Annotated in this window: 15 protein-coding genes; 6 read left to right on the top strand and 9 right to left on the bottom strand. The window is 64.1% G+C overall.

The genetic code is table 11. The features are described 5' to 3' along the window. Positions 1–1,376 (bottom strand): VCBS domain-containing protein (locus LB553_RS19245; protein WP_224515821.1); only part of this gene is annotated, 1,376 nt, incomplete at its 3' end. 324 nt (positions 1,377–1,700) lie between these two features. Here LB553_RS19245 and LB553_RS19240 point away from each other — a divergent pair. Continuing rightward, positions 1,701–2,651, top strand: coding sequence for a transglutaminase-like cysteine peptidase (locus LB553_RS19240; RefSeq protein ID WP_224515819.1), 951 nt, complete (start codon positions 1,701–1,703; stop codon positions 2,649–2,651). A gap of 94 nt (positions 2,652–2,745) precedes the next feature. On the opposite strand, the gene LB553_RS19235 is transcribed toward LB553_RS19240, so the two are convergent. Genes LB553_RS19235 through LB553_RS19220 form a run of 4 tightly spaced genes read right to left on the bottom strand, consistent with a single transcriptional unit; the run spans position 2,746 to position 8,301 of the window. Beyond that, entirely contained in the window at positions 2,746–3,387 is a 642-nt protein-coding gene (locus LB553_RS19235) for a ribbon-helix-helix domain-containing protein (RefSeq protein ID WP_224515818.1), read from the bottom strand. Beyond that, positions 3,377–4,666: an HlyD family type I secretion periplasmic adaptor subunit gene (locus tag LB553_RS19230; protein ID WP_224515817.1), complete on the bottom strand. Its 1,290-nt coding sequence runs from the start codon at positions 4,664–4,666 to the stop codon at positions 3,377–3,379. Before LB553_RS19230 ends, LB553_RS19235 begins: the two co-directional genes overlap by 11 nt. 15 nt (positions 4,667–4,681) lie before the next feature. Continuing rightward, a complete protein-coding gene (locus LB553_RS19225; protein ID WP_224515816.1) occupies positions 4,682–6,814 on the bottom strand; it encodes a type I secretion system permease/ATPase in 2,133 nt (710 codons plus the stop codon). Positions 6,815–6,852: 38 nt separating this feature from the next. Beyond that, positions 6,853–8,301, bottom strand: a complete 1,449-nt coding sequence (locus tag LB553_RS19220) for a TolC family protein (protein ID WP_224515815.1) — start codon at positions 8,299–8,301, stop codon at positions 6,853–6,855. Between the two features lie 411 nt (positions 8,302–8,712). On the opposite strand from LB553_RS19220, the gene LB553_RS19215 reads away from it, so the two are divergent. Beyond that, a complete protein-coding gene (locus LB553_RS19215) occupies positions 8,713–10,053 on the top strand; it encodes an NAD(P)H-dependent oxidoreductase (RefSeq protein WP_224515814.1) in 1,341 nt (446 codons plus the stop codon). Here the strand turns inward: LB553_RS19215 and proC are convergent. From proC to LB553_RS19200, 3 genes are all read right to left on the bottom strand, one after another. Continuing rightward, positions 10,028–10,843 (bottom strand): pyrroline-5-carboxylate reductase, encoded by an 816-nt coding sequence (proC, locus tag LB553_RS19210; RefSeq protein ID WP_224515813.1) that lies wholly within the window; start codon positions 10,841–10,843, stop codon positions 10,028–10,030. The genes LB553_RS19215 and proC overlap by 26 nt on opposite strands. Positions 10,844–11,024: 181 nt before the next feature. Then, positions 11,025–12,344, bottom strand: coding sequence for an O-antigen ligase family protein (locus LB553_RS19205; protein WP_224515810.1), 1,320 nt, complete (start codon positions 12,342–12,344; stop codon positions 11,025–11,027). Next, positions 12,313–13,311: a glycosyltransferase family 2 protein gene (locus LB553_RS19200; protein ID WP_224515808.1), complete on the bottom strand. Its 999-nt coding sequence runs from the start codon at positions 13,309–13,311 to the stop codon at positions 12,313–12,315. The genes LB553_RS19205 and LB553_RS19200 overlap by 32 nt, the downstream gene beginning before the upstream one ends. Positions 13,312–13,479: 168 nt before the next feature. On the opposite strand from LB553_RS19200, the gene LB553_RS19195 reads away from it, so the two are divergent. From LB553_RS19195 to LB553_RS19185, 3 genes are read left to right on the top strand one after another with little or no spacing between them, the layout of a single operon-like run. After that, on the top strand, positions 13,480–14,652 hold the full coding sequence (locus LB553_RS19195; protein WP_224515806.1) for a glycosyltransferase: 1,173 nt from the start codon (positions 13,480–13,482) through the stop codon (positions 14,650–14,652). Further along, on the top strand, positions 14,649–15,443 hold the full coding sequence (locus LB553_RS19190; protein ID WP_224515804.1) for a WecB/TagA/CpsF family glycosyltransferase: 795 nt from the start codon (positions 14,649–14,651) through the stop codon (positions 15,441–15,443). The genes LB553_RS19195 and LB553_RS19190 overlap by 4 nt, the downstream gene beginning before the upstream one ends. After that, positions 15,440–16,366, top strand: a complete 927-nt coding sequence (locus tag LB553_RS19185; RefSeq protein WP_224515802.1) for a DUF6492 family protein — start codon at positions 15,440–15,442, stop codon at positions 16,364–16,366. Before LB553_RS19190 ends, LB553_RS19185 begins: the two co-directional genes overlap by 4 nt. Positions 16,367–16,369: 3 nt before the next feature. Here LB553_RS19185 and LB553_RS19180 read toward each other — a convergent pair whose 3' ends face one another. Then, positions 16,370–17,665, bottom strand: coding sequence for a lipopolysaccharide biosynthesis protein (locus LB553_RS19180; protein ID WP_224515800.1), 1,296 nt, complete (start codon positions 17,663–17,665; stop codon positions 16,370–16,372). A gap of 200 nt (positions 17,666–17,865) precedes the next feature. Between LB553_RS19180 and LB553_RS19175 the strand changes: the two genes are divergently transcribed. After that, a complete protein-coding gene (locus LB553_RS19175; protein ID WP_224515798.1) occupies positions 17,866–20,355 on the top strand; it encodes a GumC family protein in 2,490 nt (829 codons plus the stop codon). Positions 20,356–20,378: the final 23 nt, after the last annotated feature.

Below are 20,378 nucleotides of genomic sequence, written 5' to 3'. Positions count from 1 at the left end.
GCGTCGCGGGTGTAGGAGTAGGAGCCGTCGGCATTGAGCGTCAGCTTGCCGTAGAGGCCCTGGATGACCGTGCCGACGGTGGCGGCGCTGTCGAGGTCGGCATTGGTGTTGCCGATCGCGACGCCGACGACGGTTACATCATCGGCGCCCCTAACATCCGCGCCGCCAGCATTGCCGTCGCTGCCTGCACCGGTGATCACATTTCCGTCGATCTTGGCGTGTGAGCCCGGAGGCACCACGTCGGTGTCCGCGACCGCGGTCGGTGCGTCGTCGACGATGTTGATGACGAGCGTTCCGGTAGGAGCGACGTCGCCGTCCGCATCCGTCACCCCAACCCCGAAGCTCACGCTGGTGTTGTCGCCCGAGGTGTTGTCGAGCAGCGTGTAGGTGTAGTTGATCGTGCCGGTGCCGGTAGCGGCATTCAAGGAATAGCTTGCCGTCAGCGAGCCCGTGGCGTCGGTGAAGGTCTGGGGCGCCGTCGTCAACACATGGCCGCCGAGGGTGACCTGCGACACGCCATCCGGCGAGGTGAAGGCGATGGTGCCGGAAGTGGTTTCGGAGTTGGAGGCGGAATCCGACCCGGCCGGTTCGCCGTTACGGGTTGGCAGGCCAGCTTCGTCTACGCTCGCTGCGCCGATCGTCCCGATTGACGGCGTGGTGTCCGGCAGCAATCCCGGGAACAGCTCGCGATGGTCGGGCTGGCCGAACGCCAGGTCCGTCGGCGGCAGCAGGGCGGTGAGGCCGAAGCCGTCGCCGATCCCGCCTGCGGGATGTTCGAAATTTCCGCCCGCGCTGCCCGGCGAGCCGTTGCCGCCGGCCGAGATCGAGCCGTCGGCGCCGAAGGCGACATCGACATGGCTGGCCTCGAGCGCGGCGATCAGGGCCACGCGCGGTACCTCGACATCGCCGAGGATGAAGGTGGGCACGTTCAGCGCGCCATCCTTGATGACGATCTCGGATCCGTCGGGCTGCACCAGCACCAGATTGTGGCCGTCGACCTTGATGTTGTCGATCGAGACATTCGCCGGCAGCTTCACGACATTGCCGGCTTCGGCATGATATTCATGCGGAACGTTCGTAGCCGCGGCATTCGCCGCCGGCGCGTTTCCAGCCGGTGCGTTTCCTTGGGCGGCATTGGAGGCCGGAGCGTTGGCAGCAGGGGCATTCGCATTGGCCGCCGGCTGGTTCGCGGCCGGCGCATTGGCTGCGCCTTGCGCCGGCGCGCCGCTGCCGACATCGACCGGCACCGGCTCGCTCGCCGCCTGGCCGGTGGTCGCCTGCGCAACCTGCACACCCGTCGAGATATGATTTTCAGCGGCGCTCGTATGCTCGTCCCAGGAATTTGAAACGGCGTCGAATTCGATATTGGTCGTCATAGCCAAAGCCCCTCCGGCATTTCCCGGAAAGAGACATGTCAGGCCCGCGCTTTGCAACAGACCCTCAATCTATTTCATATATTAGAATATGTAGAGAATCGCATTTTTTACACGTGGTAAATTGCGATGATATATCTGGATATGCATGATCTTAAGGAGGGCGGGATTGACCGCGCCGCTCGCCTTCCGCCTTGGTAAATAGAAGTATAATTTTGAATAAAATTTGATGCAAAGTAGAATAGCGTGATTCGCTAAAATTTACCCACCTTCCTTTCCGATAATTTGAGACAAGATTGGTAGCGTCCACAGTCAAAGGTGGGCGTTATGGAAATACAAAAAGCAGCCCCGACGGGGATCAAGGTACTCTTGCTGGCGATCGGCCTTGCCGTTCAGGCAAATCCGTCATCCGCCAGCGTGAATTCGGCCGTGGCTCCGACCCTGCAAAAGGTGCTTGCGCCGGGGAGTCTCGGCGGCGTTTCGCTAGCCCGGCCGCAGCCCTGGCAGCCGGCCGCCGCCTACCGGATCGCGGAGGTTTCAGCGGGCTATACGCCGACAGCATCTTATCAGGTTGAAGCGAACGCGACCGCCATGGCCGGTCCCGGCATCGACCCGATCCAGACTGCCGCGATCATTCCCGGCGTCTTCGGCTCCGTCGCCTTGTCGATGCGCAACTTTCCGGTCGCGGCGCGCTGGGCTCCAGTCTACACGGCCATCGTCGATTGCACCGCCGGCAGCGCCTGCGACCACGAGAGCCCGGCCTTCGCCGAGATCGTCAAGATTGCCGCCGAGAAGGGCTTTCGCGAGAAGCTCTCCTTCGTCAACAGCAGCATCAACCGCCTGATCGCCTACAAGTCGGATATGGCCGTCTACGGCAAGCTCGACTACTGGGCGAAGCCTTCGGAAATCCTCGAGCATCGGGCCGGCGATTGCGAGGATTTCGTCATATTGAAGATGGCGGCGCTGCTCAGGGCCGGCATCCCGGCGCAGAGCATGTCGCTGGTGGTGCTCCAGGATCGGCGCCGCAAGTTCTTCCATGCCGTCCTGTCGGTAAGCACGGGAAGCGGCGCCTTCATCCTCGACAGCCTCGGCAACGCCGTGATGCGCGACAGCGATCTGCCCGACTATGTTCCGCTCTATTCCTTCAGCACCGATCGCGCCTGGATCCACGGGTCGAAGTCCGGTGCGCAGATCGCCGACATCGCCGGCGGCTTCACGACGGTAGCGCCGGGCGAAGGATCGCCGGAACCATCAGTGGCTTCGAATCCGAAGCAGTAGCCTGCGGCGGTTCCAGCGTTTCACGCAAACGGCAACCGTACCGTTCTCCGCAAATTCCGCGCGACAAAACCGGCACGTGCTTTCTGAAATGGTCTCAGCCGTTATAGACGAAAGCCATCAGCAGTTCCGGCTCGGTGACGGGTGCACGCACGGCGCTGAGCTGGCCGCGATAGCGGCGCTCGCCGGCGCCGATGACGAAACCGCTGGTGACGGGTGTTTCGCCATTGGCGTCGAGCCGGGCGAAGATGTCGGGAACGTTGAGATCGAGCGCCAGCTTCAGGTCCTGGCGCCCATCCTCGCCGGGCGCGTTCGGCAATTGGCGTCTGACCAGTTGCTGGAACGGCGTGTTGAAGGCCAGGATCTTCTTCGACGAAGACAGCGCGAAGGCGGGCGAGGGGCAAGCGACCAGGATCGCGTTGATCGTGCGGATCGAAGCGAGCTTGCGCAGCTCCATGCTCTCTTCGGCAAGGCCGCGCATGCAGGCGACGCGGATTGCCGAGGTGAGATTGCCCTGGTCGGGATGATGTTCGGCGATCTCCTCGACCAGCATGCCGATCGTGCATTTGCGGCTTTCGGCCATCTGCTTCAGCGTAACCCAGAAGGCGCGCTCCAGCCGGATGCCGCGGCGCACGCCGCCGCGCGCGACGACGCGGAATTCCGGGCCGAAATCCTCGGCCGCGAGCGCCGGCAGCAGCCGGTCGCGCGATGTCTCCGGATGAATGGCGCTACCGCTCACTCATTGCCTCCTGACGCGCCTTGTTGATGGGCTTCAAAAGATAGTTGAGGATCGTCTTGCGTCCGGTCTTGATGTCGACCGAGCAGATCATGCCGGGGATGATCGAATAGGTCTTGCCGTTCCTAGTAAGCGTCGATTTGTCGGTGGCGACCCGTACCTGGTAATAAGGCTCGCCCGTCTTCTGGTCGACGAGGCTGTCGGCGGTGATGTTGGAGACCTTGCCCTCGATGCCGCCGAAGATCGAGAAGTCATAGGCCGTGACCTTGATCAGTGCCTCCTGATTCGGCTGGATGAAGGCGACGTCGCGCGGCGAAACCCGGGCCTCGACCAGCAGCGTCTCGGAGGTCGGCACGATGCCGGCCACCACCGCGCCCGGCTGCACGAAGGCGCCGAGCGTGTTGACATCGAGCGTATTGACGATGCCGTCGACCGGCGAGCGGATGTCGGTGCGCGCCACCTTGTCGGTGGCGCCGCGGATGGTTTCGTCGACCACGGACAGATCGGCGAGCGCCTGCGTCAGGTCGCTCAATGCCTCTTGCTGCAATTGCAGCCCCAATTCGTTCACCTGAAGCTGCGCTTCTGTGATTGCCCCCTGGGTCTTCTTGATGGTCTCGCCGGCAAGGGTCAGCTGTCCGCGAAGGTCGGTCTGTTCCCGCTCGACGCGGATCTGTTCGGTCCTGGCCATCAGGCCTTTCTTGACCATGGGTTCGACCAGCGCCGCCTCCTGGTCGGTGACGGCAAGGCTCTTGGACAGGCGGTCGGCATTGGCGGTGGCCTCGTCGAGTTCCTTCTCGCGTTGGTCGAGGCGCGATTTGAGAACCGACAGCTTGACCTCGAAATTGTCGCGGCGCGCGACGAGCAGCTTCTGCTCATTGTCGCAGATCTCCGGCGCGACCTTCTGGATTTCCGCCGGACAGGGAAACGACCCTTCGACACTGCCGCTCTGCTCGAACTGCAGCCTGGCGATGCGCGCCTGCAGCGCCCGCGCCTTGGCCTTCTCTTCGCCAAGGCTGGACGTGTTGCCCGAATTGTCGAGACGGATGATCAGGTCGTTCTTCTTGACGGTCTGGCCGATCTGGACGGCGATCTCCTGCACCACGCCGGCTTCGCTGGCCTGGATGATCTGGGTCTTTGAAGCGGGTATCACCTTGCCGTCGCCGCGCGCGATCTCATCGACCTCGGCGAACGACGCCCAGGCCGTGAAACACACGAACAGCGCTCCGACGATGTAGACGGAGGCCGAGGCGAATAGGGGTGGCCGGTCTTCCCTTGCTAGCATATCCATACGTTCCGGTCAGGCATTTGCCTTCTGCAGCGCCTGGATGACTTGTTCCTTCGGCCCGTCGGCGACGACGCGGCCCTGGTCGATGACGATGAGGCGGTCGGCAAGTTCCAGCATGCTGTAGCGATGGGTCGACACGATCAGCGTCGTGCTGCGGTCGAACGCCACCTTGAGCTGCTTGATCAACTGCCGTTCGGAAGCGAGGTCCATCGAACCTGACGGCTCGTCCAGGAACACGATCTTCGGTTTGGTCAAAAGCAGCCGCGCGATCGCCACCGCCTGCCTTTGCCCGCCCGACAGATTGGTGCCACGCTCGCCGACATTCATGTCGTAGCCGCGCGGATGTCGCGAGACGAAGTCGTCGACGCCGGCGGCTTTCGCCGCGTCGATGATCTCCTCGTCGGTCGCCTCCGGCGCCGCCATGAGGAGGTTCTCCTTGATGGTGCCCGAAAACAGGTCGCCGGCCTGCGCGACGATGCCGACCGCGGCGCGAACCTCCGAGGGGTGGTACTGGCGGATATCGATGCCGTCGAGCAGCAGCTCTCCCGACGTCGGCAGGAAGAGCCGGCCGATCAGCCGGCCCATCGTGGTCTTACCGGAGCCGATGCGGCCGATGATGCCGACCCGTTCACCGGGGCGGACCGCGATGTTGAGCCCGCTCAGAACCTCATTTTCCGTGCCCGGATAGGCAAAGCCGACATTCTTGAAGACCAGCGCGCCGCTGCGGATCGGCCGGTTGACGAAGCCGACCGTGTCGGGCCGGTCCTCCGGCTGCGACATGATCGTGTTGATGATCTTGAGCGACAGCATGGCCTGCCGGAACCGGGCAAGCGTGATGGCGATCTGACCGAGCGGCGCCACGGCGCGGCCGGCGAGCATCACGGCGCCGATGATGGCGCCTGTCGAGACCTGGCCTTCCGAGAACGCATAGGCGCCGGCAACCACGAGGGCGACCGTCACGAATTGCTGGATGGCGCCGGTGATGTTGCCCGCCGCCGCCGAAAGCTCTTTGATTTTTTCCGACGTGTTGGCCGCATTCTTCGAGTGCTCGCCCCATTTGCGCAGCAGGTAGGCTTCGGCGCGCAGCGACTTGATCGTCTCCAGCGTCGAGATGGACTCGACCAGCAGGGCCTGGCGCTGCGACGCCTCGTTCATCGACGCCGCGACCCGCTTGCCGATCCGCCGCTGCGTGATCAGCCCGACAATGACGGAGATGACGAAGGCCAGTGCCGGTATGATCACCAGCCAGCCGCCGATGGCGTAGATCACAGCCAGGAAGACGAAGACGAAGATCGTGTCGATGAAGACGCTGATCGTGTTCGAGGTGAAGAACTCGCGCACGAACTCATATTGCGTGATGCGGTTTGCATATTCGCCCGTCGACCCGGGCCGCGCCGAAAGCGAGGAATTCAGCACTTTCTCGAACAGCAGGTAGGAAATTCGCAGATCCGCCTTGCGGCCGGCATAGTCGATCAGCGACGCCCTGGCCGTCTTGAGAAGCAGGTCGAACAGGATCGCCGCGCCGATGCCGAGCGCCAGTACCCAGAGCGTCGAGATCGCCTTGTTGGGCAGAATGCGGTCGTACACGTTCATGGTGAAGATCGGCGAGGCGATCGCCAGCAGGTTGATGAAGATCGCCGACAGCACCACCTTGGAGTAGGTGCGCCAGAATGCCCCCATGGTGCCGGTCAGCCAATGGCGCCTTTCGATCCGCGCGGCGGTGCCGACCGTCATCTCCTCGGCCTGGTTGGCATAGGTGATCGAGAAGGACGTGCCGCCGCTGATATAGCTTTCGGCGAGTTCCGGCCTGCCGATCGTGGTGCGGCCGTTTTCCTGCGGCGCGGTCAGATATTGCCCGCCCTCCATTTCCGCCAGGAGAGCGATCGGCAACTGGCTGGCGCGAAAGACGATCGCCGGAAGATCGAAGCGGCCGCGCAGGAAATCGCGATGGCTGAAATCCTGAACCTCCAGGCCGATGCGCTCGGCCAGATGGCGGATCTCGTCGGGCCCGATGCGCGTCTCCGAGATCGGCACGCCGGCGAACAGCACCGTTTCCGCGCTCGGCCTGCCGAGATAGGCCGCGACAGCGCAGAAGCAGGCCTTGAAAGCCTCCTTGGGCGATAGGATATGAGGTTGCTGGTTCACGATCCGCCCCGAAGGACCGAAGATCGATACTACATCGGCTACTTTTTCCTAACCGGCGCGAGGATGTCGAACGGCAGATCGTTCTTCTGCTCCGACGACGTGCGCGCATAAGTTTCGGTATCGGCCGTAGCCGGCGCGCCGAATTCCTCACGGGCGTAGGCCGCGGACTGCTTGGCCGGCTGGATGTTGAGCGTCTTCAGCAATTCCCCGGTCGCGGCCAGAAGGCGGTATTCTGCAAACAGCGACGCGTAGGATGATGTGTCGGCCAGTGTCGCGGTGTTGAAGCGCGTGTTCTGGGCATCGAGCACGTCGAGCAGCGAGCGCTGCCCGACCTTGAACTGCTCGCGGTAGGAAGCAACCAGCCTTTCATTGGTGGCTGCCTGCTGGCGCAGCGTCTTTGCCAGTTCCGCCTGGCGGAAGCGGCGGTCCCACGAGGTACGGACGGCTTCCTCGATCTCGCGCAGCACCTGGTGCAGCGCAAGGCGCTGCTCGCTGGTGCGGCGGATCTGTTCCTGTTCGTTGGCCTTGTCGATGCCGCCGCGATAGAGGTTCCAGCGCAGCACCACCCGGGCCTGCAGGTCGCTCGCATCGCCATTGTCGCCGTCGATGTCATACCCGCCCCGGGCAACGCCCTCGGCGGTAATCGTCGGGCCGTATTTCGCCCGCGCTGCGTCGACCAGCGAAGCGGCGGCGTCGATGTCGCTGTTGGCCATATGGACGCGTGGATTGTTCTGCCTGGCGAGCCCGATCGCATCGTCCAGCGACCGCGGCAGGGCGGCTGCGACATCGGCCGGCCGCGAGGCGTTGGTCAGCGGCTTGCCGACATTCTTGAAGAAGCGGATCTTGGCCGCCTCGAGTTCTTCGGTGGCTTCCTGCATCCGCGCCTTGGCCGCATAAAGGCGTTCCTCGGCCTGCTGCCGGTCGGCGTCGTTGAGCGCGCCGCCCGCGATGCCTTGCCTGATGTCGCTGAGGATGGACTGATGGAAGCCGAGGTTCTTCTTGGCTTCGACCACGATCGAAGCCTGCAGCATGTATTCCAGATAGTCCTGGACGACTGCCAGCCCGATGAACTCGGATCGTTCCAGAACCCTGAAGGAAGCCCCATCGACCCGCGAGGCCTGGCGGTTCAGTTCGGCCCGCCTTGCGCCGCTGTCATAAAGCGTCTGCGAGACCGTGAGATCGGCCTCGTTCGGATAGAGGGCTTTGTGATCCTCGTCGAGCGCGCGCCGCGTGTCGTTGTCCAGGCGCCGAACGCCGGTCGATGCTTCCAGATCGACGCTGGGAAGATAAAGGCCTTTGGCCTGCCGCAGCTCGAATTCAATCGCTTCGCGGTTCTCGATCGCCTGTCCAATCTCCGGATTGGATTCCACTGCGACGGCAACGGCTTCTTTGAGTGTCAGTGCGCTGGCGCTACCACAAGCCAGCATCGACACCGTAACAGCAAGCGCAACGCGCCAGCCGACGGTAACTTTACCCGTCCTGGTCATTTCTACCCCGTGACTATCCCCGCGCCATTTTGTTTTTATTGGCGCTTATTTGCCCAAGCCTGCCACCGGAGCCTTCAGCCAGTATCTATCAGATTTTTCGAGGTTGTGAGCATATAATGGATTAGACACGCGCTAAAATTGCGATTTCCGGCATTAGGGTTAAAGCCTGTAGCAAAAATGGCACAGAAACCGGGTGCGCTCGCCAGGACTCTCCCAGTTCAAAGCGGGATGCAATGTCAATGGCCTGAAAGAACGGCGAATCGTGCGGCAGCCATGCACAAGCTCCCGTGAAATCTGCTGCGGCCTTGCAAAGCATGCGCAAGAAATCGCCATTTCAGCCTGGTTTGATTGGCAAACGCGGATCGTTCCCGGTATTGCGGGTGCCGAGCAAACAGCCTTGGATTTTCTTGCATGACCAATATCGCCCTGACCGGGCTTGCCCGCGATCTTGCCCGACGCGCCGCCGAGGGCAGGACGGTGCGGCTCGGTATCATCGGCTCCGGCGAGATGGGGACCGATCTGGTGACGCAGGGCATGCTGATGCCGGGGATTTCGATCGCGGCCATCTCCACGCGCCGTCCGCACACCGCCCGTGAGGCGATCCGCATCGCCTATGGCGACGAGGCGATGGCGGTAGAGGCCGAAACCGCTTCCAAGGTTACCCGGGCGATCGAAGGCGGCAGGATCGCCATCACCTCGAACGAGATGCTGGTCACCAACCCGCTCATCGACGTCGTCATCGACGCCACCGGCAAGCCGGGGGTCGCAGCCGATTTCGACCTGATGGCGATGGAGCATGGCAAGCATCTGGTGATGATGAATGTCGAGGCCGACGTGACCATCGGCTGCTACTTGAAGCAGCAGGCCGATCGGCTGGGTGTCGTCTACTCGGTCGGCGCCGGCGATGAACCTTCGAGCTGCATGGAGCTGATCGAGTTCGCCTCGGCGCTCGGGCTAAGCATCGTCGCGGCCGGCAAGGGCAAGAACAATCCGCTCAACCACGACGCCGTTCCGGATGATTACCGGGAAGAGGCGGCGCGCCGCAACATGAAGCCGCGCATGCTGGTCGAGTTCGTCGATGGCTCGAAGACCATGGTCGAGATGTGCGCCATCGCCAATGCCACCGGCCTGGTCCCGGATGTTCCCGGCATGCACGGCCCCAAGGCCGACCGCGACCAACTAGCCAGGGTGCTGATCCCGAAAGAGGATGGCGGCCTCCTGTCGAGGAAAGGCGTCGTCGACTACACGATCGGCAAGGGGGTGGCGCCTGGCGTTTTCGTCATCGTCGAGGCGACACATCCGCGTGTCGTCGAGCGCATGGACGATCTCCATGTCGGCAAAGGCCCTTATTACGGCCTGTTCCGGCCCTATCACCTGACTTCGCTGGAGGTGCCGCTCACCGCCGCCCGCATCATGCTCTACGGCAAGCCCGACATGGTGCCTCTGCCGAGGCCGGTGGCGGAAGTCTGCGCGGTCGCCAAGCGCGACCTTGCCGCCGGGGAGACCTTCGATGCCATCGGCGAGACCTGCTACCGCTCCTGGACCATGACCGTCACCGACGCCCGCGCCAGTCGCGCCGTCCCGGTCGGCTTGCTCGAAAGCGGCAAGGTGCTGAAGCAGGTGAAGAAGGGCGAGCTGTTGACCGAGGACAATGCCGTGCCGGACCGGACAACGAGGCTCTACGCCCTGCGCCGGCTTCAGGATGACATGCTCTACGGAACGAAGGTTATTTCCCCAGCTCTATCGACCTAAGCCGCGCGGCTTCCACGGCTTCGGTGACGAGCTTCGTCAGGCGGTCGCCGCCCATCAGCACGGCCAAAGCCGCGGCGGTGGTGCCGTTGGGGCTGGTCACCTGCTGGCGCAGCACGCCCGGCTCCTCGTCTGCTTCCGCGGCGAGCGAGGCGGCGCCGAACACGGTCTGCATGGCAAGCAGTTTGGCGGTTTCGGCGGGAAGGCCGGCCTTCTCGGCTGCAACGGTCAGCGCCTCGATGAAGTGGAAGATATAGGCCGGGCCGGAGCCGGAGACGGCCGTCACCGCGTCCATCAGGCCCTCGTCGTCGATCGTCGTCACGACGCCGCTTGCCGAAAGCAGCTCAAGGACGAAGCGGCGGATGTCGTCGGAGACCAGCGGGTTGGAGAATACCACCATCATGCCCTTGCCGATCGCCGCCGGCGTGTTCGGCATGCAGCGGATGACCGGCGCGAGCTCGCCCAGGACTTCCTCGAAAGTGGCGACCGGCGTGCCGGCGGCAATGCTGAGAAAGCTGGTCCTGCCGTCGCCGAAGCGCTTGTATTGCGCCGTCACCTCGCGGATCACCTGCGGCTTCACCGCGATGACGACGAGATCGGGCACGGCGTCGGCCGGGATGGCTGCGGCGTCGGCAGCGGCGCGGCAGCCGAGATGTTCGGCGCGCTGGCGCAATTCGGCATTTGGTTCGACCACGAACACTGCCTGCGGCTCGAGCCTGGCGGATTTTAGCCAGCCCGAGAGCATGGCGTAACCCATATTGCCGCAACCGGCGAGAACGAGCCTGATCGTCATGAAAGCCTCCGAAAAGAAGGCTTCCTTAGACAATTGCAGAGCGCTGGAAAAGTCCAGTGGCGGAAGATCGACAGTCCAGGATTAGAGCATGATCCCGAAAAGTGGGAACCGGTTTTCGGAGAAGATCATGCTTCAACAAAGAACAGATCAGGATGGCGGTTCAACGAAACGTCATCCTGATCTAGTGAGAGAGGCGAACCGGGATCGGCCGCAGCGAGACTTGCCTTAAGCCAAGCACGCCAAGCACGAAGAACAGCCAGACGGGATCGCCGCGATGGAAGAAGAAGCTTTCCAGGAAACCGTTCAGCGCCGTAAACAGCACCACCATCATGAAGAAGTCGCCGAGGAAGATGTTTTCCTTGCGCGCCGGGATGCGCATGTAGTCGCGCAAGGGGGCGATCAGGAAGGTGTAGGCAGCGACGCAGAGCGCCGGGATGCCCATCAGAACCGCGATATCGAGATAGCCGTCATGGCCATGCACGATGGTGCGGATATCCCAGGGCCGGTCGAAGGGCTGGTCCTGGTTGAGCAGCAGCGGCGTCCCCCAAAAACTTTCGTAGCCGTAGCCGGTCCAGGGCTTCTTCGCCAGCATCTCGCCGGCGAACTCCCAAAGCGTCGTGCGTCCGGTATAGGTCAGGTCGGGGAAATAGATTGCCGCCAGATGTTTCACCGGCGCGATGAAGACGATGCCGAGCGTGCCGACGGCGGTCGCGATGATCGCCAGCGCGAACAGGATAGGCGTGCCCAGCCGCATGCCGATGAGGCTCGGCAGCACGACGATCATGATCGAGAACGGGACGAGGCCGGCGGTCGTCTTGGAGCCGGTGTGGAGCATGAACACCATTGCCGCGCAGAAGATGCCGGCGCCCCACCAGCGCTGGCCGCGCCGGAACAGATAGAGTCCGGCGAAGCTGAAACAGGCCATGACCGGCCCGGCGATGTTCTTGTGCGTGAAGACGCCGCGCCATAGGCCTGCGTGCTCCGGCTCCTGCGAGTCGGCGGTGTGCAGCGCTTCGTGCGGGAAGACGATCAGGCCGATATAGGAAAGGCCGATCACCACCACGGCGGTGAAGATGACCACCCTGGCGAAAGAGTCAGCGTCGCGCGGCAGCACCAGGATCGTCGCCATGGTGATGATGCCGATCATGGTGAAGGAGGCGGCGCGCATCGCCGCGGGCGGATCGGTGGCAAGCACCACCGACAGGAAGAAGAAGCCCAGCATCAGCGCCCAGGATGGGCTCACCAGCGAGCGCACCACGCGCGGATCGGCGAAGGCGAGCAGCGAGAAGGTGGAGACCGCGCCGAGCGAGCCGAAGCCGAGCTGGTTGACGATGTCGCCGCCGTCGCCGGTCAGTTCCGCGCCTGCCGGCTGGAAGGGCCGGAACGAGACCATGATGACGGTGAACAAGAGCGCGGCAATACCCGTCGCCACACCTTCCCTTGTGAAGGCGGCGCTGAGCGGCGCGCGCTCAATTCTTCTCAGGCTGCCGGTACTGCTCATTGGCATATCCGAATTCGGCGAGCACCCGGCCGAGCGCGACATAGACCGGATAGAGGCTCGTCGTCAGCGAGCCGGTGCGCGCCAGCCGAACGGCGCCGCGCAGCGGCGAGGCTGCAAGCAGCGCCAGGCTTTTGAGGAAAATTTTCGCGCCGGCAAACGGCGTGCCGGCCCGCTTCTTCTTTTCGACAAGCGTCGAGATCACGCCGTTGCGCAGGCTGCGGGCGCGGATCCAGTCGGCCTCGACGCGCCTGGCCGGCACGGTCTCGTTGACCTTTGCCTCGGCGCACCAGCCGAGAACGAAGCCTTTCTGCGCGGACCGGCTGAGAAAGTCGGAATCGCCGCCGCCCATGAAATTGAACCTGAGGTCGAGGAAGGGTGGTCCCATGGCCGAGAGCACGTTGCGCCCCACCAGCAGGTTGCCGGATGAATAAAGTGCCGGCACGCGGCCCGTTTCCCGGTAGGGCGGTGCGAACACCGGGTGCTCGGCCCATCGGGCATGCGAGGCGTCGGCAAAGATGGGTACCTGCGGGCCGCCGACAATGTCAGCGCCAAGGGCCTCGGCGGCTTTGCACATGCGCTCCAGCCAGTCTGGCTCGGCGATCTCGTCGTCATCGATGACCAGCAGGTGGCGAAAATTGGGAAACTGCAGGATCGCCGTCTGCCAGCCGGCATTGTAGGCGCTGCAATTGCCGCGCTCATGCGCGATGATGACCAGGCCGGGTATCTCGCCGCGTTCGAACAGCGGCAGCACCGCGGCAGCGCCCTCGCGCGCTTCGGCCTCGTTTTCCATGACGATGACGGCGAAGCGCCGGTCGGTCCGCTGCGCCTTGAGCGAAGCCAGCGTTTCCAGCACCTGCTGCGGCCGCTTGAAGGTCGGCAGCGTCACGACCGCTTCGACGCTCTCGGCGGCGAGTCCCGGCGACCGTCCCGCGATCGATACAGAAGCGTCGGACGGCAAAGGGATCATCCGTTTCCAGCAGCGTGGGTTTGAGCCTCGATAGCATCGCGGTGATAACGTTTCGTTAATCACCTTCTCGCCCGTCTGTCGGAAAAATCGGGTTCTCGGCCTTTGACAATGCCATTTAATCAAGGCTTCACCGCGTTTTGCTACCGGATGCAGCCAAGGATAGGTGAGATGCATCTGCTGTTTGCCACATCGATCGTGCCTGATGGCGCTCTCGCCTCGGGCTACGAGATTGCCAATGCCGCGATCATCGACGCGCTGCGGCGCGCCGGCGTGCGCGTGACGGTGATCGGCTTCATCTGGCCGGGAAAGACCCCGTCCGATCCGCAAAACACCGTCGTGCTCGACGCCGTCGAAGTTCGCACCGAAAGCGCTCCGCCGCTGCAAAAGCTTGCCTGGCTGGGCAAGGCGGTTCTCTCTGGCCTTACCTTCTCCTCGGTCAAGCTGCGCGTCGTTTCCGACGCGCAAGTCCGCGCCGCCATCGATCGCGCCGGTCCTTTCGACGGCTATGTGCTGAACTCGGTGCAGTTCGCCGGCGCCTTTGAAAAGGTGCTCACCGACCGTCCATTCGTCTTCGTCGCGCACAATGTCGAGCATCGCTCGGCTGAGGAAAATGCGGCCGCGGCCGGCAGCGTGCTTCAGCGCTGGATGTTCCGCCGCGAAGCCAGGCTCCTCAAGGTCATGGAGGAGCGCCTGTGCGGCGACGCCCGCTTTGTTTTCACGCTGGCTGAGGAAGACCGCGCGGCACTTGGCGTTGCCTCCGACGGACGCTCGGCGGTGCTGCCGCTGGTGATCCGCGCGCAGGCGCCGACAAGCAAGGCGAAGCGCCATATCGATTGCGACGCGGCGCTGATCGGCACCTGGACCTGGCAGCCCAACCGCATCGGGCTCGACTGGTTCCTGACGAAGGTCGTGCCGCATCTGAAGCCGGATTTCCGCATCAGGATCGCGGGCAACCTGCCTTCCGGCGTCAGCTCGCCGCATCCCGGCGTCTCCTTCGTCGGCAGGGTTCCGGATGCGCAGGCCTTCGTGCGCAGCGCTGCCGTCATTCCCTTGATCAGCACCGCCGGCAGCGGGGTGCAGCTGAAGACCATCGAGACCTTCGAGCTCGGCCTGCCGTCCGTCGCCACCAGCCGCTCGCTGCGCGGCATCGGCTATCGACCCGACAATTGCATCGTGACCGACGATCCGATTGCTTTCGCGGCGGCGCTGCAGGCGGCAGCGGCCAATCTCCGGGACGTCGATGGCAGCGCCTTCCACCGCCGCCAGTTGAAGGCGCTCGACGCCGCGATCGGCCTTGGTCTGGAGAAGCTCGGCGCCGTCTTGCAGGAGGCCGCCGCATGAACATGCACAGCGCGCGCGCCGCCTTCGGCTTCGATATCTTGAAGACCATTTTGGGCATTCCGGTGCTGGCCATAGGCTGGGACGAGGCCATCGCTCTGCTCACAAGGCTGATCGACGAGCGTCGCTTCACCAAGGTGAGCTTCCTCAACGCCCACAACGCCAACCTTGCCTGCACCGACCCGGTATTTGCCGAGGCGCTGGAAAACTTCCTCATCCTGCCCGACGGGGTCGGCGTCGACATGGCGGCAAAGCTGCTTTACGGCGCGCCTTTCCCCAGCAATCTCAACGGTACAGATTTCATTCCGGCCTTCCTGCAGGCCTCGTCGCATCCGCTGACGGTGGCGCTGCTCGGCACGACGCGCGCCAATGCCGAAGCCGCATCCGCGAAGCTCTCGACGCTCGCCATGCAGCACAAATTCGTCGTCGTCCATGACGGCTTCTTCTCCGCCGCCGAGGAGCCGGCGATCCTCGAGCGCATCGCCAGGCTTCGGCCGGATGTCCTGCTCGTCGCCATGGGCGTGCCGCGCCAGGAATTGTGGATCGAGCGCCACATCGACAGCCGCCATTGCACGCTGCCGGTGGCCGTCGGCGCGCTGCTCGATTTCATGAGCGGCTCGGTGCCGCGCGCGCCGCTATGGCTGCGCCGGCTGCGGGTCGAATGGCTGTTCCGCCTGTGGATCGAACCCGGCCGACTGTGGCGCCGCTATATCGTCGGCAATCCGCTCTTTCTGTGGCGCGTCGTTAGGCAGAAGCTGTCGCTCGGCCCGCGACGGCTGGAGGCGCGCCGGTGAACAGCCGCTTCGTGCCGGATACCGCCACCGCTATAGAACCGCTGCCGCGTGCTCCTCTGGCAGCGATCGTCACCGCGAGCTATGCCCCCGATCTCGAGCGCTGCCGGTTGTTGTGCGAAACTATCGACCGCCACGTCACCGGCATGGCGCATCATTACATCCTCACCGACCATCGCGACGTCGCGCTGTTTCGCCAGCTGGAAGGCAGCCGCCGCAGCGTTGTCGATGAGCGGGACCTGTTGCCGCGCTGGCTGCATGTCTTCGACGATCCGCTGAGCGGCTTTCGCCGCCGCGTCTGGCTGAGCCTCAAAACGCAGCCGCTGCGCGGCTGGCATGTGCAGCAGCTGCGCCGCATCGCCATTGCCGGGCAGGCAAGCGAAGACGTGCTGGTCTTCTGCGATTCCGACGTTGCCTTCCTGAAGCCGTTCGACACCGGCGCCTTCTGGCGCGACGGCAAGGTGCGGCTGTTCCGGCGCGACGGCGTGCTGTCGAACGATGGCCACGACGAGCATCGCATCTGGTCGCGCAACGCTGGCGCCGCGCTCGGCATCGATCCCGCCAATGCGTCGAGCCACGACTATATCTCGACGCTGATCGCCTGGCGCCGCGAGACGGTCAACGCGATGTGCGAGCGCATCGAGAAGGTGCATGGCCGCGACTGGGTCAGCGTCGTCGGCTCGGCGCGCCGGTTCTCCGAATGCATGATCTATGGTCGCTACATCGACGACGTGCTTCAAGGCGCAGGCCATTTCCACGGTTCGGAGGAGTTCTGCCGCGTCCACTGGAATGGCGAGCCGCTCTCGGATGACGAGTTCCGCCGCTTCGTCGACACCATGGCGCCGGAACAGGTGGCGATCGGGATGCAATCCTTCATCGGCACCGATATCGGCCGCATCCGCCGCCTGATCGGTCTTTCCGCGTAAGGCTCAGATGGCTTTGGCCGGCCGGCGCATCGCTGAATAAGTCAGCAGCATCGAGGCGAGGTAAAGCAGCAAAAAGACGATGTTGAGCGACAACACCAGGTTGGGCGTGTCGGGGATCGTCGTCAGCACATAGATCAAGAGCACTGCCTTCAATCCGGCGAGCAGACCGAGATTGATTGCCCTGACCGCCGTCTGGCCGCGCGCGAAGAGAAGCTCGGCCTGGTATTCGACGAGGTTGCGCAGCCCCGGCACGCAGACAGCCAGCGCGACCAGTGGCGCTGCCTCCGCGACATTCTTGCCGAGCGCGTTCGGAAAGTAGTGCAGGATTATGCCGAGCGATGCCAGCGCCAGCGTCGAGACCAGGAACACGCCGCCTTCGATGCCGCTCTTGACCGCCAGCCGCGACAACAACTCCGGCGCTCGCATCATGCGCTGCACCAGCATCATCGAGAAGGTGCGGATCGGGATCGCGGTGAGATCGACCAGCCGCATGATGATGGAGTAGATGCCGGCGAGATGCGGTCCGCCGATAGACAGCACCAGGAGCTTGTCGAACTCCATCTGCAGATAGAACAGCACTTCGGATCCGGCGACATAGATGGAATCGGCGAGCCGCCTGAAATAGAGTTCGGCGCGCAGCCGCAGCCGCTGGCGCGGATAGAAGAAGACGGAGGCGACGACGAGCGAGGCGGCGTTGGCGCCGATGTAGAACAGCGACCAGACGCCGATCGTATGCTGCGCGGCAAGCATGAACAGGATCGCGCCGACTGCCCTGAGCGCCGTCGCCAGGATGGCGAGCATCGCCGCGCGCCCAAACTTGCCGAGCCCGTTGTTGACGATCAGCGCCACTTCGACCGGCCGCCACAACAGCGCCTCGGCGAAGACGACCGCGGCGAAGGCCGATAGCGGCACGGTGCCGGCGAAGAAGATCAGGTAGACGACGTAGGACGCAGCGGCGAGGAACGGCAGCGATAAGGCGCCGAGAAGCAGGAACCCGGCGGTGAAGGTGCCGATCAGGTTGGGGCGGATCGTGGCGGTGCGGTATAGCGCCGAGATGAAGCCGAAGGCGAGTATGCGCGACAGCATGATGCCGGCGGCCGAGGCGGTCGCGAACATGCCGAACTCGGCGATCGAAAGCGTGTTGGCCAAAGCGATGAAATAGGCGAGCGAGAACACCAGCCGGCCGCCGGCGCCGCTGATCGCCGAAAAATAGTCGAATACCAGTTTCCGGCGGGTGGCCACGAAGTGGCCGATCCGCGCGAAGCTCCGCCCTTGAGGCATGTCGCTGGCCTGGGTCATATCGGGGGCGATAGATAGGCTGGAAAACTTAACGCGGCGTTCTGGCGCCCGTCCCGACGGCGCTGAAATGCCGTGAACAAAGGTGAAAACTGTGCCAGCCGGGGCGCAAAATTAACCGTTTGTTTCCTATGCCTGTTTAGCGTGGCTTAACGATTGGCCGATCCGCGTGCCCAAGCCGCCAGAGAGCAAGTTCCAGGACAATGGTCGACAGGGATAACCGTGATGACTGGAGGCGCGAGCGTTCTCTGCTCGCGCTCGGCCAAGCCATGCGTGGCGACGACAACACGGTTTCAGTCGGCGGCCGGGGCAATTCCTCCTGGCGCGAGGACGCAGCCGCGCGCCATCGCGCCGCGCGTTCCGAGCGCGAAGAAAAGCTGAATCCGCGCCCCGGCGATACCGAAGGATTTGGCCCCGATCAGGTGCAAGCGGAATCGGAGCCGGTCGAAACCGAGTATGACTGGCACGCAAGAAATCGGTCCGCTTCATCCGGGCCGTTCTATGAATCCCCGTCGGAGAGCCATCAGCCGCAAGCCGCTCCCGAACCTCATGCGGGCCGGCCGCCGGCCGGCGGCGATATCGAGGAATGGAAACCGCTGATCGACCCGATGCAGGTCATTCACGGTATCACGCGATCCAAGGCGCTGATCCTGTCGACGACCATTCTTGGTGCCGCGCTCGGCGTTGCCATCGCGTTGTCGACACCAAAGAAATATGAAGCCACCACCGACGTCATCGTCGACCCGCGCGACCTCAAGCTCACCGATCGCGACCTGACGCAGAACGTGGTCGCCTCGGATGCGACGCTCGCCATCGTCGAGAATCAGGTCCGCATCCTGACCTCGGGAACCGTCCTCAACAAGGTCGTCACCGACCTCAACCTCACCAACGACCCTGAATTCAACGGCCAGGGCGAGGGCGGCTTTGGCCTGATGTCGACACTCCGCTCGCTCCTGTCGCGGCAGGATGCGGGCGCCGCCGATGAGGCGCGTAAGCGCGCGCTGGCGGTCGGCAATCTGTATGAAAGCCTCGACGTCGAGCGTGGCGGCAAGACCTTCGTGGTCTCGGTCAGCGCCACGACGCAGAACGCGGAGAAATCCGCCCTGATCGCCAACACCATGGTCAAGGCCTTCAGGCAGATATCCAGTGAGATCCAGTCCAGCACGGCGGGCCGCGCCAATGACGAGCTCACCGCCAGGCTCGACGAATTGCGCAAGGGCGTCGAGACCGCCGAGCGCAACGTCGAGGATTTCAGAGCGACGCACGATCTTGTCGATGCGCAGGGCCACCTGATCAGCGACGACCAGATGCTCAAGCTCAACGAGCAGCTTTCCGTCGCCCGCGCCCGCACTCTCGAGCTCAATGCCCGCGCCGCCTCGGCACGCTCGCTGAACGTCAATTCGGTCCTCAGCGGCACTTTGCCGGAAGAGATCAACTCCAACATCATGAGCGAGCTGCGCTCGCAATACGCGGCGCTGAAGCAGGAAGCCGACCGCGCCGAGGTCAAGCTCGGACCGCGGCATCCGGAAATCGGGGCGCTCAACGCCCAGCTCGCCGGCGCGCGTGAGCGCATTGGCGCCGAGCTGCAGCGCATCGCGTCCTCGCTGCAGGTCGACCTGAAGCGCTCCGTCCAGCTCGAGCAGGACCTGTCGTCGCGCCTGGCGCAAGCCAAGGTGCAGAGCGGCGACGTCAACAACAATCTGGTCTCGCTGCGCGAGCTGGAGCGCGAGGCCGCCGCCAAGCGTTCGGTCTACGAGCAGTTCCTGCTGCGCGCCAAGGAAACCGGCGAGCAGAAGGATATCAACACCGCCAACATCAGCGTCATTTCGGATGCCTATGCGCCACTGCAGGCCAAGGGGCCGTCGCGCGCGGTGATGGCCTTGGCAGGCCTGTTCGCCGGCCTGTTCGCCGGCATCGGCCTCGGCGGGCTGCGCGGCGTCTATGCAAGCCTGCGCGAGACGGCCGACAACCGCTCGCGGCGGAGGGTCGATGAGCGTGGTCCCATGGTGGAGAGCAATTCCAACCGGGCCGCTCCGCCGCCGGCGCCGCCGCCGCTCGTGACGCCGCCGGCTCCACCTGTTGCTCCGCCTCCGGTTCGGTCATTCAAGCCGCCGCCAGCTCCGTCATTCGCGCCGCACCCAGCGGCGGCATCTTACACGCCGCCCCCAGCCGCTTCGCTTAAGCCGCCGCCTGCCTCACCCTCGGCCCCTCCGCCGGTATCGGCCGCCGCGCCGGCTCCGGCGCAATCCGTCACGCCGCCACCGACGCCCGACAACGACGCCGGCCGTGCGGGACTCTTCGGCTCGCTGGCCTCGGCGGTTCGCTATCTCATGCGGCGCGAGCCGGCTGAAATGGTCGATCTGGACTCTGTCCCGCCCGAAAGCGCCTGGCGCGCGCCTGAACGTGAAGAGCGCCATACCGGGGCCGAGACACAGGCGCGGGAGAATTTCCGGCCGCCATACGAGCAGGGCTATTCCTATTCATATCGGCCGGACCATGGCCGGACCGATCCGTACGAGGATCATCATTCGGCATCGCCCGCCTCTTACGATCAGCAATCTCCTGCCAGTGGCGAGATTCGCCAGCCAGCCGCCGACCAGCAGGGCGAGATCGACGAGATCCGCGCTAGCCTGCGCGAATTCCGCGAGGCGGTGCGCGAGCTGACCGAAAGCCGCGCGCGCCGCTATTTCTAAAGCGCCCGCATTTCCAGATCGCC

It is taken from the genome of Mesorhizobium sp. CA8 (assembly GCF_020164955.1).
Classification (GTDB): domain Bacteria; phylum Pseudomonadota; class Alphaproteobacteria; order Rhizobiales; family Rhizobiaceae; genus Mesorhizobium.
This window is presented reverse-complemented; position numbering and strand designations above follow the sequence as displayed.